The organism is Bradyrhizobium sp. UFLA01-814 (assembly GCF_046718885.1).
Lineage (GTDB): Bacteria > Pseudomonadota > Alphaproteobacteria > Rhizobiales > Xanthobacteraceae > Bradyrhizobium > Bradyrhizobium elkanii.
Map to the genome: position 1 here is coordinate 1 of NZ_JAQOSR010000203.1, position 13,494 is coordinate 13,494.

General features: G+C 63.7%; 13 protein-coding genes. 12 read left to right on the forward strand and 1 reads right to left on the reverse strand.

Features of this window, described 5'->3' with window-relative positions:
* The 12 genes from metE to PMN64_RS37615 all read left to right on the forward strand — a co-directional run.
* The coding region (gene metE, locus PMN64_RS37560; protein ID WP_411784401.1) for a 5-methyltetrahydropteroyltriglutamate--homocysteine S-methyltransferase at positions 1 to 898 on the forward strand (898 nt) is incomplete at its 5' end.
* Between the two features lie 17 nt (positions 899 to 915).
* On the forward strand, positions 916 to 1,113 hold the full coding sequence (locus PMN64_RS37565) for a hypothetical protein (RefSeq protein ID WP_411784402.1): 198 nt from the start codon (positions 916 to 918) through the stop codon (positions 1,111 to 1,113).
* A gap of 571 nt (positions 1,114 to 1,684) precedes the next feature.
* Complete coding sequence (locus PMN64_RS37570) at positions 1,685 to 2,887, forward strand: cytochrome P450 (RefSeq protein ID WP_411784403.1); 1,203 nt, start codon at positions 1,685 to 1,687, stop codon at positions 2,885 to 2,887.
* An 86-nt stretch (positions 2,888 to 2,973) separates the two neighbouring features.
* On the forward strand, positions 2,974 to 4,263 hold the full coding sequence (locus PMN64_RS37575) for a cytochrome P450 (protein ID WP_411784404.1): 1,290 nt from the start codon (positions 2,974 to 2,976) through the stop codon (positions 4,261 to 4,263).
* 13 nt (positions 4,264 to 4,276) lie between these two features.
* Positions 4,277 to 4,585, forward strand: a complete 309-nt coding sequence (locus PMN64_RS37580; protein ID WP_411784405.1) for a ferredoxin — start codon at positions 4,277 to 4,279, stop codon at positions 4,583 to 4,585.
* Positions 4,572 to 5,417, forward strand: a complete 846-nt coding sequence (locus PMN64_RS37585; RefSeq protein ID WP_411784406.1) for an SDR family oxidoreductase — start codon at positions 4,572 to 4,574, stop codon at positions 5,415 to 5,417. Before PMN64_RS37580 ends, PMN64_RS37585 begins: the two co-directional genes overlap by 14 nt.
* On the forward strand, positions 5,417 to 6,760 hold the full coding sequence (locus PMN64_RS37590) for a cytochrome P450 (RefSeq protein WP_411784411.1): 1,344 nt from the start codon (positions 5,417 to 5,419) through the stop codon (positions 6,758 to 6,760). Before PMN64_RS37585 ends, PMN64_RS37590 begins: the two co-directional genes overlap by 1 nt.
* An 84-nt stretch (positions 6,761 to 6,844) precedes the next feature.
* A complete protein-coding gene (locus PMN64_RS37595) occupies positions 6,845 to 7,852 on the forward strand; it encodes a polyprenyl synthetase family protein (protein ID WP_411784407.1) in 1,008 nt (335 codons plus the stop codon).
* 151 nt (positions 7,853 to 8,003) lie between these two features.
* Complete coding sequence (locus tag PMN64_RS37600) at positions 8,004 to 9,548, forward strand: hypothetical protein (RefSeq protein ID WP_411784412.1); 1,545 nt, start codon at positions 8,004 to 8,006, stop codon at positions 9,546 to 9,548.
* Complete coding sequence (locus PMN64_RS37605) at positions 9,545 to 10,447, forward strand: terpene synthase family protein (RefSeq protein ID WP_411784408.1); 903 nt, start codon at positions 9,545 to 9,547, stop codon at positions 10,445 to 10,447. Before PMN64_RS37600 ends, PMN64_RS37605 begins: the two co-directional genes overlap by 4 nt.
* A 1,199-nt stretch (positions 10,448 to 11,646) precedes the next feature.
* On the forward strand, positions 11,647 to 12,201 hold the full coding sequence (locus tag PMN64_RS37610) for a peroxiredoxin (RefSeq protein WP_411784413.1): 555 nt from the start codon (positions 11,647 to 11,649) through the stop codon (positions 12,199 to 12,201).
* A gap of 6 nt (positions 12,202 to 12,207) precedes the next feature.
* On the forward strand, positions 12,208 to 12,756 hold the full coding sequence (locus PMN64_RS37615; RefSeq protein WP_411784409.1) for a carboxymuconolactone decarboxylase family protein: 549 nt from the start codon (positions 12,208 to 12,210) through the stop codon (positions 12,754 to 12,756).
* A gap of 546 nt (positions 12,757 to 13,302) precedes the next feature.
* Here PMN64_RS37615 and PMN64_RS37620 read toward each other — a convergent pair.
* On the reverse strand, positions 13,303 to 13,494 hold a 192-nt coding region (locus PMN64_RS37620; protein WP_411784410.1), incomplete at its 5' end, for a hypothetical protein.

The window sequence follows — 13,494 nt, forward strand, 5'->3', positions numbered from 1 at the left end:
CTACAAGACCTTTCTGCAGAACCAGACGGCACGCACTGTGCGCTGGCAGGAAAGCATCGGCCTCGATGTGCTCGTCCATGGCGAGTTCGAGCGCAACGACATGGTGCAGTACTTCGGTGAGCAGCTCTTAGGATTCGCCTTCACCGAGAACGCCTGGGTGCAGTCCTACGGCTCGCGCTATGTCAGGCCGCCGATCTTGTTCGGCGACGTGTCCCGTCCGAAGCCGATGACGGTCGAATGGTGGCAGTATGCGCAGTCGCTCACCACAAAGCCGGTGAAGGCGATGCTGACCGGCCCGGTCACCATCCTGAATTGGTCCTTCGTCCGCGACGACATTCCGCGCAGTCAATCCTGCCGCCAGATCGCGCTCGCCATCCGCGACGAGGTTACAGATCTCGAAGCCGCCGGCGCTGGCATGATCCAGATCGACGAGGCAGCCTTGCGCGAAGGCCTGCCGCTACGGCGCTCGGAGTGGGCAACCTATCTCGACTGGGCGGTAGAATGCTTCCGCATCTGCTCGTCCGGCGTCGGGGACGAGACCCAGATCCACACCCATATGTGCTACTCGGAATTCAACGACATCATCGACGCGATCGGCACGATGGATGCGGACGTGATCTCGATCGAGACATCGCGATCGAAGATGGAGCTGCTGGACGCATTCCGGAACTACCGCTATCCGAACGAGATCGGACCCGGCGTCTACGACATCCACTCGCCGCGTGTGCCTGAGGTGACCGACATGACCGGGCTGCTCAAGCTGGCGCGGCAGCGCCTGTCCGACGACCAGCTCTGGGTCAACCCGGATTGCGGCCTGAAAACCCGTAAATGGGATGAGGTCCGGCCGGCGCTCGTCAATATGGTGGCAGCCGCGCGCGAGCTGCGGGCAGCAGGCTGATGTCAGCGAGGCTGCCGATGCAATTCTGGATCAAATGCAACCGCTACGGCAAAGCGGAACCCTATTATGTCAACATCTCGCTCGTTAGCGGCGTGTCGCGTGAGCGCGACAAGACAATCCTCGAATTCGTCGGCGCTCAAACCATCGAGGTGCACGAAACGCCAGAAGAGATTCTGGCGCTTCACCTCGGTACGTCTGCCGGACAACGCATCTGACTCGCAAGGTTGGAGCATGATCGTCTGAGACTGATTCGATTTGGTATTCCCGAATTAGGTGAGTTCTGATTCAAGGTGCTGACCGGGCTGGAGGCCAGCATCCCGTGGGGCAAGCCTATTCGCTCCATTTCCACGAGAGGGGCGTTTTGCACGCGCCAAGCCAGTGCGGTGGTCCTTCGCGCCGCATGCGTGATCCTCGAACAGCTGACGCCAATCAACGCCGGCGGCGAGCATCGCGCCTTCAAGTCCGTGGTCCGGCGGTCGGAGTCCGGCGATACGCCGCATGCGGCCAACCAACATAGGCGGATACCCATCGGAAATAGGTTTCCGTTTGGCAGCGCATGGCGAAGAGTTTTCCGCATATTTTCGCGCCACCAGGCTTTTGGCTTAAGGGGCTACTACAAGATTCGGTAGATGGCTAAAGCCAAATTGAGGCCCTAGGGTCGGGTCGCGCTCCCCGCCTGTCATCATATCATCGACGAACAGAAGTGAATGCAAGCGCACGTGAAGCGGCGGCCCGCAGGGCCTGCCCGTCACCTTCCGCCCTTCCATCGCTTAGTGGAGTAACATCATGTCCGAACATCCCTTGCCGACGCTGCCGATGTGGCGCGTCGATCACATCGAGCCGTCGCCCGAGATGTTGGCGCTACGCGCCAAGGCGCCGATCCACCGCGTGCGCTTCCCATCGGGGCACGAAGGCTGGTGGGTGACAGGCTACGACGAGGCCAAGGCGGCGCTGTCGGATGCGGCGTTCCGGCCCGCGGGAATGCCGCCGGCGGCATTCACTCCGGATTCGGTGATTCTCGGTTCGCAGGGATGGCTGGTCTCGCACGAGGGAGGCGAGCATGCCCGGTTACGCACGATCGTGGCGCCGGCCTTCAGTGACGGCAGGGTGAAGCTGCTTGGACAGCAGGTTGAGGCGATCGCCGCGCAGCTGTTCGAGACGCTGGCGGCCCAGTCCCAGCCCGCCGACCTGCGGCGCCACCTCTCCTTTCCGCTTCCGACCATGGTCATCAGCGCGCTGATGGGCGTGCTCTACGAGGATCACGCCGTTTTCGCCGAACTGTCCGACGAAGTGATGACGCACCAGCATGAAAGCGGCCCGCGCTGCGCGTCGCGCCAGGCCTGGGAAGAACTGCGCGCCTACATTCGCGGCAAGATGCGGGACAAGCGCCAGGATCCGGGCGACAACCTGCTGACGGATCTGCTCACGGCGGTAGACCAGGGCAAGGCAACCGAGGAAGAGGCGATCGGCTTGGCTGCGGGCATGCTGGTGGCAGGGCACGAGAGCACCGTCGCGCAAATCGAATTCGGCCTGCTGGCTATGTTCCGCCATCCGCAACAGCGCAAACGCCTGGTCGGCGATCCATCCCTGGTGGACAAGGCGGTGGAGGAAATCCTGCGCATGTACCCGCCGGGCGCCGGCTGGGACGGCATCATGCGCTATCCGAGGACCGATGTGACCATCGCGGGCGCGCATATTGCCGCGGAAAGCAAGGTGCTGGTCGGCCTGCCGGTGACGTCGTTTGATCCACGCCATTTCGACGCCCCGGAAAACTTCGACATCGGACGCGAGGAAAATCCGCACCTGGCGTTCTCTTACGGACCGCACCACTGCATCGGCGCAGCGCTGGCGAGACTCGAACTCAAGGTAGTGTTCGGTTCGATCTTCCGGCGTTTTCCTGCACTGCGCCTGGCCGTGGCGCCCGAAGAACTGAAGTTGCGCAAGAAGATCATCACTGGCGGGTTCGAGGCGTTTCCGGTGCTCTGGTGATGCGCGGACCCGCTGGGGATCGCAACCTTCTCTGCAATTTGCCGGCACGCGCTCCCGTCAGAACAGCCAGCCAATAGGGTACCAAAATGGACGTGCAAGAAGCCACGGCAGCATGTCGGGATGCCTTCGCCGAACTGGCGTCGCCAGGGTGCCTCCACGACCCGTATCCGTTCATGCGGTGGTTGCGCGAGCACGATCCGGTGCATCGCTCAGCGTCTGGCCTGTTTCTCTTGAGCCGCCACGCCGACATCTACTGGGCCCTCACGGCCACGGGCGATGCGTTTCGGGGACCGGCGCCGGGCGAACTGGCGCGCTATTTTCCGCGTGCGGCCACCAGCCTGTCGCTCAATCTACTGGCGTCCACGCTAGCGATGAAGGACCCGCCGACGCATACGCGTCTGCGCCGGCTGATCTCGCGCGATTTCACCATGCGTCAGATCGACAACCTGCGGCCCAGCATCGCGCGCATCGTCGCAGCGCGCCTGGACGGCATGACTCCCGCGCTGGAGCGCGGGGAGGCAGTGGACCTGCATCGGGAATTCGCGCTGACCTTGCCGATGCTGGTCTTCGCCGAACTGTTTGGCGTGCCGCAGGACGACATGTTCGGGCTCGCCGCCGGCGTCGGCGCGATTTTGGAAGGCCTGAGCCCGCATGCCAGCGATCACCAGCTCGCCGCGGCGGACGCGGCCAGCGCCAGGGTGCAGGCCTACTTCGGCGACCTCGTACAGCGCAAGCGCACCGATCCCCGCGACGACATCGTATCGATGCTGGTCGGTGCCCACGACGACGATGCCGACACGCTGTCGGATGCGGAGTTGATCAGCATGCTGTGGGGCATGCTGCTAGGCGGCTTTGTCACCACTGCCGCGACCATCGACCATGCGGTCCTCGCGATGCTGGCGTATCCCGAACAGCGACACTGGCTGCACGGAGACGCCGTGGGGGTGAAGGCATTCGTCGAAGAAGTCCTGCGCTGCGACGCGCCCGCCATGTTCAGCTCCATTCCGCGCATTGCCCAGCGCGACATCGAACTGGGCGGCGTGGTGATCCCGAAGAACGCGGACGTGCGCTTGCTACTCGCGGCCGGCAATCGCGACCCGAACGCCTTCGCCGATCCAGACCGCTTCGATCCCGCGCGGTTCTACGGCACCAGTCCAGGCATGTCGACCGACGGGAAGATCATGCTCAGCTTCGGCCACGGCATCCACTTCTGCCTCGGTGCACAACTGGCCCGGGTGCAGTTGGCCGAGAGCCTGCCGCCGATCCAGGCGCGTTTTCCCACGCTGGCTTTGGCCGAGCAGCCGATCCGGGCGCCCTCCGCATTCCTTAGAACGTTCCGCGCGCTGCCGGTGCGGCTGCATGCGCAGGGGGGCTGAGATGCGGGCTGAGATGCGCGTCGTGGTCGACCAGGATCTGTGCGGAACCACCGGGCAGTGCGTGCTGACGTTGCCGGGCGCCTTTCGCCAGCGCAAACCGGACGGCGTAGCCGAAGTGTGCGTGGCGACGATCCCGCAGGCACTGCACGCCGACGTGCGGCTCGCGGCCAGCCAGTGTCCGGTCGCCGCCATTCGGGTCATCGAAAGCGACGTCGGCGATGAGGAGCGCGCCAGCGCCGACCCCGCGCCTTTTCCGGCCGAGGCGGAGCGGCATGCCGCGAGAGGCCAACGCAATCCAGGACGACACGATGGGACGATTTGAAGGAAAGGTGGCCGTGGTGACTGGCGCCGGCGCCGGCATCGGCAAGGCATGCGCCCTCGCCATCGCGCGCGAGGGCTGCAGAGTGGTGGTGGCCGACATTGATGGTTCGGCGGCCATCGCTTGCACCGCGCAGATCGCGTCCGAAGCTGGCCACGCGCTGGCCCTGGCCGTGGACATCGCCGATGCGCAGGCGGTGGCAGCGCTGTTCGAGACGGCGGAGCGGCAATTCGGTGGGGTCGACCTGCTGGTGAACAACGCGAGCGCCATGCATCTGACACCGCGCGACCGCGCGATCCTCGACCTGGACCTGACGGTCTGGGATCAGACCATGGCGACCAATCTGCGCGGCACGCTGCTCTGCTGTCGGGAGGCCATCCCACGGATGATCGCCCGCGGCGGTGGAGCGATCGTCAACATGTCTTCGTGCCAGGGGCTCAGCGGTGACACCGCGCAGACGTCCTACGCCGCCTCGAAGGCGGCGATGAACATGCTATCGGGCTCGCTCGCCACTCAGTACGGTCATGTGCAGATCCGCTGCAACGCGGTTGCGCCAGGTCTCATTATGACCGAGCGTCTCCTCGCCAAGCTGGACGAGCGCATGCAACGGCATCTGCGCCGGCATCAGCTCCTGCCGCGGGTCGGCCGCCCCGAGGACGTAGCGGCGCTGGTGGCGTTCCTGCTCTCCGACGATGCTGCGTTCATCACCGGCCAGGTCGTGTGCATCGATGGCGGCATGCTGGCGCATGTGCCGACGTACGCCGACGGTGGCAACAGCGGCGCAGCGCGGCCTGCCGGCCACACCGCCGATGCGGTCACGGTGCCGCGCGGCTGATAGACATGCTGCTCAACCCGCTGAACCGTCGGCACCGGCTTCGGCACGACATCCCGGTCGTGCCCGGCGCTTTCCCTCTGATTGGACATCTTCCCGCCATCGTCTGCGACCTGCCGCGCCTGCTGCGGCGCGCCGAACGGACGCTGGGCAGCCACTTCTGGTTGGATTTCGGCCCTGCCGGACAGCTGATGACCTGTGTGGATCTGGATGCGTTCGCACTGCTCCGGCACAAGGACGTGTCCTCGGCGGTGATCGAAGACATCGCGCCCGAATTGTTTGGCGGAACGTTGGTTGTCCAGGACGGCGGCGCTCACCGGCAGGCGCGCGATCCCATTAAGGCGGCGTTCCTACCCAATGGGCTTGCCCAGGCCGGCATCGGGGAGCTGTTCGCGCCCATCATATGGGAGCGGGTGCAGGCGTGGCGGGATCGCGGCAACGTAACTATCCTGCGCGAAACGGGCGGCTTGATGCTCAAGCTCATCTTCAGCCTGATGGGAATCCCCGCGCACGACCTGCCGGAATGGCATCGCAAGTACCAGCAACTGCTGCAGTTGATCGTGGCGCCCCCGGTCGACCTGCCCGGACTACCCTTGCGGCGCGGCCGCGCCGCCCGGGACTGGATCGACGCGCAGTTGCGGCAGTTCGTCCGCGATGCGCGCCTGCATGCCCCGCGCACCGGGTTGATCAACGACATGGTCAGTGCCTTCGATCGCAGCGACGATGCGCTCTCCGATGACGTCCTAGTCGCGAATATCCGCTTGCTGCTGCTTGGCGGTCACGACACCGCCGCCTCGACGATGGCCTGGATGGTGATCGAGCTGGCGCGACAGCCTGAGCTGTGGGACGCCCTGGTCGAGGAGGCGCAATGTGTGGGCGCGGTGCCGACCCGGCACGCGGACCTGGCGCAGTATCCGGTCGCCGAGGCGCTGTTCCGCGAGACATTGCGCGTGCATCCGGCTACCACGCTCCTGGTGCGCCGTGCGCTACAGGATTTGCAACTTGGCCAACGGCGCATTCCCGCGAGCACCGATCTGTGCATCCCGCTGCTGCATTTCTCGACCTCGGCGCAGCTGCACGAGGCGCCTGATCAATTCCGCCTGGCGCGCTGGTTGCAACGCACGGAGCCGATCCGACCGGTGGACATGCTGCAGTTCGGTACCGGCCCACACGTCTGCATCGGCTACCACTTGGTATGGCTGGAGTTAGTGCAGTTCTGCATTGCCTTGGCGCTGACCATGCACAAGGCAGGGGTACGCCCGCGGTTGCTGAATGGCGTCGAAAAAGGCCGGCGCTACTACCCGATCGCACGTCCGTCCATGACAATCCGCATCGGATTCTCATGAGCTGGCATCGTATCACGTGCCCCGTGTGGCGAGGCGTCGGCGGCTCGCGGCTCGCCGTGGCCGTCTCCTGTCGGGTACAAGGACATGAACAACATGCAGACCGGTTCCAGGCTACTTGAGCAGCGGATTGGCGTTTGCGCGCTTGGCGGATTGGGCGCGCGGGTGCACGGCGAAATCGGCAGGCTGCCGCCGGAGATCTGGATGCAGGACGGCGCAAAGCGCGTCGAACAGGCGCTGGCGCGTCGTCTCTGCGCCGAATACGACGGTGAGACCGAGCTGATGGCGGCGATGCGCTACGCCACCCTGCAAGGCGGGAAGCGCACCCGCGCGTTGCTCTGCATGGCTGCAGGCGCGCTGGCCGACACGTCAGCACACGTGCTCGACGAAGTCGGCGCCGCCATCGAGATGATGCACGCCTGTACCCTGGTTCACGACGACCTGCCCGCAATGGACGACGACGTGCTTCGCCGCGGCCTTCCGACCGTGCACGTCAAGTTCGGCGAAGCCATTGCGATCTTGGTCGGCGATGCGCTGCAGGCGCATGCCTTCATGATCCTAGCGAGCCTGGAAACGCCGGGCGACCACCGTATCGCGCTCGTGCGCGAACTAGCGCAGGCGGTGTCAGCCGAGGGTGCCGCAGGCGGGCAGGCCATGGATTTGTCGCTGGTTGGAAAGCACGTCGAGCTGGACAAGATCGTGGCGATGCACCGGATGAAGTGCGGAGCGCTAGTGCGCGCGTCCGTTCGCATGGGCGCGCTATGCGCCATCTCGGATGATGCCGCGCACGCAGCGCTGTACTGTGCGCTCGATCGCTACGGCGCCTGTTTCGGCCTAGCGTTGCAGGTGATCGACGACATTCTCGACGCGACAGCGGATACCGCGACGCTGGGCAAAACTCCCGGCAAGGACGCGGCGGCGCAGAAGCCGACCTGTGCGTCGATCATGGGGCTGCAGGCGGCGCGCCAGTTCGCGTCGGATCTGTTGCGTGACGCCGGGGAGGCCATCGTCCCGCTGGGGCTGCGCGCGGAACGGTTGGCGCAGATCCTGCAGCGGGCCAACGCGTTTCTGTTTGAGCACGCGCCATGCGCATGAGCGCGCCCGTCCGCATGGAGGCGCCCCAATACCGCTGCGATCGGCAGCGGTGCCTGCTGCACTACGACCGAGTCCACGGCGCCGATCGCAGCGGTTGCCCTGCACGGCCGCCGTGTCTGCCTCGACAACCGTTTGCAGAAGGAACTTCCCGCTGAACGCGCTGTCCGAACAGATCCTTTCCGAATTGCGCCACCTGCTGCGCGAGATGAGCGATGGGGGCAGTGTCGGTCCCTCGGTCTACGACACGGCGCGAACTCTGCAGTTCCACGGCAACATCACCGGTCGGCAGGATGCATACGCGTGGCTCATCGCGCAGCAACAGGCCGATGGCGGATGGGGAAGCGCGGACTTCCCGCTGTTCCGCCATACGCCCACATGGGCGGCGTTGCTGGCATTACAGCGTGCCGATCCTCTTTTCGGCGCTGCGAACGCAGTCCAAGCTGCAACCCAGTTCCTCTGGCGCCAGTCCGATCCCTACGCGCATGCGGTACCGGAAGACGCGCCGATCGGCGTGGAGCTGATCCTGCCGCAGCTTTGCGGCGAGGCCGCATCCTTGCTAGGCGGCGTGGCGTTTCCGCGCCACCCGGCACTGTTGCCGCTGCAGCAAGCGTGCCTGGTCAAGCTGGGGGCGGTGGCGATGTTGCCGAGCGGCCATCCGTTGCTGCACTCCTGGGAAGCCTGGGGGACGTCGCCGACCTCCGCATGCCCGGATGACGACGGCAGCATCGGCATCAGTCCGGCGGCAACCGCCGCGTGGCGTGCGCACGCCGCGATACAAGGGAGCACGCCGCAGGTCGGGCGCGCCGACGCGTATCTGCAGGCGGCTTCTCGGGCGACGCGCAGCGGCATCGAAGGTGTCGTTCCCAACGTCTGGCCGATCAATGTGTTCGAGCCAAGCTGGTCGCTATACACCCTGCATCTGGCCAGGCTGTTCGCGCATCCCGCGCTCGCCGATGCGGTGCGCGTGATCGTCGCGCAGCTCGACACCCGCCTGAGCGTGCGCGGTCTGGGCCCGGCCTTGCACTTCGCCGCCGATGCGGACGACACCGCCGTTGCGTTGTGCGTCCTGCGCCTTGCAGGCCGCGACCCGGCGATCAGTGCGTTGCGCCATTTCGAAATCGGCGAGCTGTTCGTCACCTTCCCCGGCGAGCGCAATGCCTCGGTGTCGACCAACATCCATGCCCTGCATGCGTTGCGACTACTGGGAAAACCCGCCGCTGGCACTAGCGCCTACGTCGAGGCCAATCGCAACTCGCACGGTCTATGGGACAACGAAAAATGGCACGTCTCGTGGCTGTATCCCACCGCCCATGCGGTCGCTGCGCTGGCGCAAGGTAAGCCCCAGTGGCGCGACGAGTATGCGCTGGCGGCGCTACTTCAGGCCCAGCGCGACGACGGCAGCTGGGGCGCCGGTCGCGCATCCACATTCGAGGAAACCGCCTATGCGCTGTTCGCGTTGCACGTGATGGACGGGAGCGAAGAGCCGACAGCGCGCTGGCGCATCGCGCAGGCGGTGGCGCGCGCGCGGGAGTGGATGCTCGCCCGCCATGCGGCGCATGCATTGCCGCAGACGCCGTTGTGGATCGGCAAGGAACTGTATTGCCCCACCCGGGTCGTGCGTGTGGCCGAACTCGCCGGGTTGTGGCTGGCACTTCATTGGGGACGGCGCGTCCACGCCGAGGGAGCGGCGCCATGAGCCAGACCGAAAGCGCGCTGCAGCAGGTGCTGGAGTGGGGGCGCTCCCTAACGGGGTTCGCCGATGAGCATGCCGTGGAAGCGGTTAGGGGCGGCCAGTACATCCTGCAGCGCATCCAGCCGAGCCTGCGCGACAACAGCGCCCGCACCGGCCGCGATCCGCAGGACGAAACGCTGATCGTGGCGTTCTATCGCGAATTGGCGCTGCTGTTCTGGCTCGACGATTGCAACGACCTTGGCCTGATCGCGCCGGAGCAGCTCGCCGCGGCGGAGCAGGCGCTGGCGCAGGGCATGCCGTGCGCGCTCCCCGGATTCGAGGGATGCGCCGTGCTGCGCGCTTCAATGGCCGCGCTCGCCTACGATCGTCGCGACTATGCCCAGCTTCTCGACGATACCAGGTGCTATTGCGCGGCGCTGCGCGCCGGACACGCGCAGGCGGCAGGGGCGGAACGCTGGTCCTACGCCGAGTACCTGCACAACGGCATCGATTCGATCGGCTACGCGAACGTGTTCTGTTGCCTGTCGTTGCTGTGGGGGCTAGACATGGCGATCTTGCGTGCGCGTCCGGCGTTTCGCCAGGTCATGCGGCTCATCTCCGCGATAGGGCGCCTGCAGAACGATCTTATTGGACGCGACAAGGACAGGTTGGCCGGCGAGGTCGACAATGCGGCGATTCTGCTGCTGCAGCGCTATCCGGATATGCCTGTGGTAGAATTCCTCAACGACGAGCTGGCCGGCTATACTCGCATGCTGCACCGCGTAATGGCGGAAGAACGCTTTCCCGCGCCGTGGGGACCATTGATCGAGGCCATGGCGGCCATCCGCGCGCAGTACTACCAGACCTCGACCGGCCGCTACCGTAACGACGCTGCGAGGAGAGGCCAGCGTACGCCTGTCTGAACTCGCGGGAGACCGCGGCGTACGCGCGCTGCCGTCGGGTCCAACGCAACGCCGTCGCCCGAAGCGACCGATGGAGCGAGCATGACCGACACCGACCCTTGAGGAACTCAAAGTAATTAGGACGACATCAGTGCTGCTTCCTCCGTGATTTGAATATCCGACGTCTTCTCGGTCGGCTTCCTCTCTGCCGTCGTGTTCTAATCGGTCTTTCCATCAGTCGGTTGCCCATCAGCTGCTCTTTTGCTGCTGTTTCTTCGCCACCGCTCTGCGATCGTCGTCTTCGCAGCAACTGCTGCTCTGCTCAACCATGAAATAACCGTCAATCGTCCAAAACGTGAGTACAACCGTTTCTCCACCCAAGGAACTAGCTGGTCGTGCTCGCCAGGCTGAGCGCTACACGCGCGGGAGGACGTGATTCTATTTGCGCCTAGCGGCGAACGACCCTCGCTGCCTATCATTGCTTGCGGCCAGTCCACTGTCTGCGTCGGGCAAAACCAAATGCGCTGCATTTTTTTCCGCTTGTCGGCTCTAAGTTGGAGAATGGAAGCATGCGCCTCGCCCTTCCATTTTGCTTTGGCCAACCGGCAAGCATCATTGCGAATTCGGAGGGGTGCGCGTTGTGAACTTTTCGACAATAGTGGGCACTCTCGTCGTGCGCTTCATGCTCGTCGTCGGTCGCAACGCAAGGCTCGACCGAGCGAAGTCAAAAATGAGCATCGAGCCTGGAAACAATATATATGGAAGTCTCCACCAAATGCTTTGAATGTATCGCGTTCGGCATGCCACGCTAAAGCCTCGCCGCCAAAGCGGTCAATGCTAGGCTGTCCAAACGTATGCCTCGTGCGGCCCGACCAAGCGCGCGAGGTCAGCGGTGCATCAGCTTGCACCGAAACCAACACCAGGAGCGGCTCCTCAGCCCGCAATCTCGACCGCCGCCACTCAACAGAATTTGAGGGCGCCCGTCGCGTCGGCTTCGACTGACGGTGCATGAGCTCCCCGGTCAATAGCCGAGCGGCATGAAGCAGATGCTGGCGAATACGCCGGGACGGCGATGCTCGAGTAACCAACCAACATACCAGTGGCATCAGATGCCCCAACAGCAACCATCCCGCTTGCTGCTCGACCAACTCCATCGCGAGATCACGTGGCACACGCCTTGCTTCGCTTATAGCGGAAGCACGGAATCTCGGGAGGACGATATGCTTGGAATTGGAAGTAAGTTGCCGTCGTTCGAAATCACAGGCGTAAAGCCTGGATTTCACGCGCCACAGGAAGACGGACAGAGCGCATTCGAAACTTTGACTGAAGACAGCTTTTCCGGGAAATGGAAGATTATCTTCTTCTACCCGAAGGATTTCACGTTTGTCTGCCCGACCGAAATCGCCGAGTTTGCCCGGCTATCCAAGGATTTTGCCGACCGCGATGCGGTCGTATTGGGTGGTTCGACCGACAACGAATTCTGCAAGCTCGCTTGGCGACGCTCACATGAGGACCTGCAAAATCTGCCGATCTGGCAATTTGCCGATACCACAGGAGCGCTGGTCGATGGCCTTGGCGTGCGTTCGCCAGAGGGCGTCGCTTACCGATATACCTTTATCGCTGATCCTGACAACACCATCCAACACGTCTATGCGACCAATCTCAATGTCGGCCGCAGCCCCAAGGACACGCTTCGCGTCTTGGACGCACTGCAGACCGACGAACTCTGCCCGTGCAACCGCGAGATCGGCGGCGAAACGCTGAACGTTGCTTGAGGTAGCATGTCGTCAATCGAGCAGTTGAAGGAACAGATCCCCGACTTCGCAAAGGACATCACGCTCAACCTGATGTCGATGGTCGCCGATGAGACGCTGTCGCCGCAGCGCCAGTATGGGCTATTGTTGGCGAGCGCGATAGCCACCCGTAATCCGGCCGTGATCGCCGCGATGGAATCGGCTGCTGCCGCCGTGATGACCCCAGTTGCGATCGCGGCTGCGAGATCTGCAGCTTCCGTGATGGCGATGAACAACGTCTATTACCGCTTCGTCCACCTCGCCACCAATCCCGAGTACAAGATGATGCCAGCGCGGCTGCGCATGAACGTGATTAGTAATCCCGGCGTGGACAAGTCCGATTTCGAACTCTGGTCCTTGGCGGTCTCCGCCATAAACGGCTGCGGCGCCTGTATTGACGCTCATGAGAAGGTACTGCGTGCGGCAGGCGTCAGTACTGAGACGATCCAGACTGCGGCGCGTTTTGCCGCCATCGTACAGTCGGTTGCAGTTGCGATCGAAGCGGCGGGGCACCCCGCTGCCCCGACGACAGGGTGATCTAACCTCACTGCCCGCTCTCTTACCAGGTGGGGTAAGGGCCGCATTCGGAACTTGATGCTTGCCCAAAATCTACCCTCCGGCCCTTCGTCAGCGACGCCCTGAATCGCTCGAGCGGAACCGACGATGAGCGGACACTGAAAATGGCGCGCCCGCGTCATCTGACAGTGTATCTCCACGCGAAGAGAATGGGACTGCTGTGGCCCTCAAGCAGCGTACTAGGAAATTGACCTCATTTTCTGTTTATTGTTAGTTCAATCTGCACCCGGGGGTGGCTAAGCAATTAAAGATTCGGCAGACCCAAGCCATCTCCGGGCTAGCGCTGCAAATATCTGAGTCATTCACGACCTGCTCATTGATGTCCGCCGGTCCGGCGGCCTCAGCGACGAAAGTCGGCACCGCCGCTGCGAGCACGACGGCAGTCACAAACACCAATTTTTTCATTCGATCATGATTCCCTTAGGTGGACCCCAGACCTCTCCCACCTAACAGAACCAATGCGAAATGCAAATCTCACGCTACGTCAGGATTGCGGATCGATAACTCTCAGCGCGAGACGTCCGATCGCTCATTGGGCTCTGCCTCCGATCGCTTTACGGCCATGACGATTGACCGAAACTCTAGCCGCTGCAGGGTAAGCCGCGCATCTCTCCATTTGCCGGCGTGTAACGTTTCTTTAGAATCGTTGTTGAGGAGGTGGACCATCGAAACCGCGCGATGACCACAGATGGATATGGC

What these genes read in the sequence shown, in the direction of transcription:
- PMN64_RS37595 (WP_411784407.1), top strand. Translation starts at nt 6,845, where the DNA reads ATGAACAACATGCAGACCGGTTCCAGGCTACTTGAGCAGCGGATTGGC.
- PMN64_RS37610 (WP_411784413.1), top strand. Translation starts at nt 11,647, where the DNA reads ATGCTTGGAATTGGAAGTAAGTTGCCGTCGTTCGAAATCACAGGCGTA.
- PMN64_RS37605 (WP_411784408.1), top strand. Translation starts at nt 9,545, where the DNA reads ATGAGCCAGACCGAAAGCGCGCTGCAGCAGGTGCTGGAGTGGGGGCGC.
- PMN64_RS37585 (WP_411784406.1), top strand. Translation starts at nt 4,572, where the DNA reads ATGGGACGATTTGAAGGAAAGGTGGCCGTGGTGACTGGCGCCGGCGCC.
- PMN64_RS37615 (WP_411784409.1), top strand. Translation starts at nt 12,208, where the DNA reads ATGTCGTCAATCGAGCAGTTGAAGGAACAGATCCCCGACTTCGCAAAG.
- PMN64_RS37570 (WP_411784403.1), top strand. Translation starts at nt 1,685, where the DNA reads ATGTCCGAACATCCCTTGCCGACGCTGCCGATGTGGCGCGTCGATCAC.
- PMN64_RS37565 (WP_411784402.1), top strand. Translation starts at nt 916, where the DNA reads ATGCAATTCTGGATCAAATGCAACCGCTACGGCAAAGCGGAACCCTAT.
- PMN64_RS37580 (WP_411784405.1), top strand. Translation starts at nt 4,277, where the DNA reads ATGCGCGTCGTGGTCGACCAGGATCTGTGCGGAACCACCGGGCAGTGC.
- PMN64_RS37575 (WP_411784404.1), top strand. Translation starts at nt 2,974, where the DNA reads ATGGACGTGCAAGAAGCCACGGCAGCATGTCGGGATGCCTTCGCCGAA.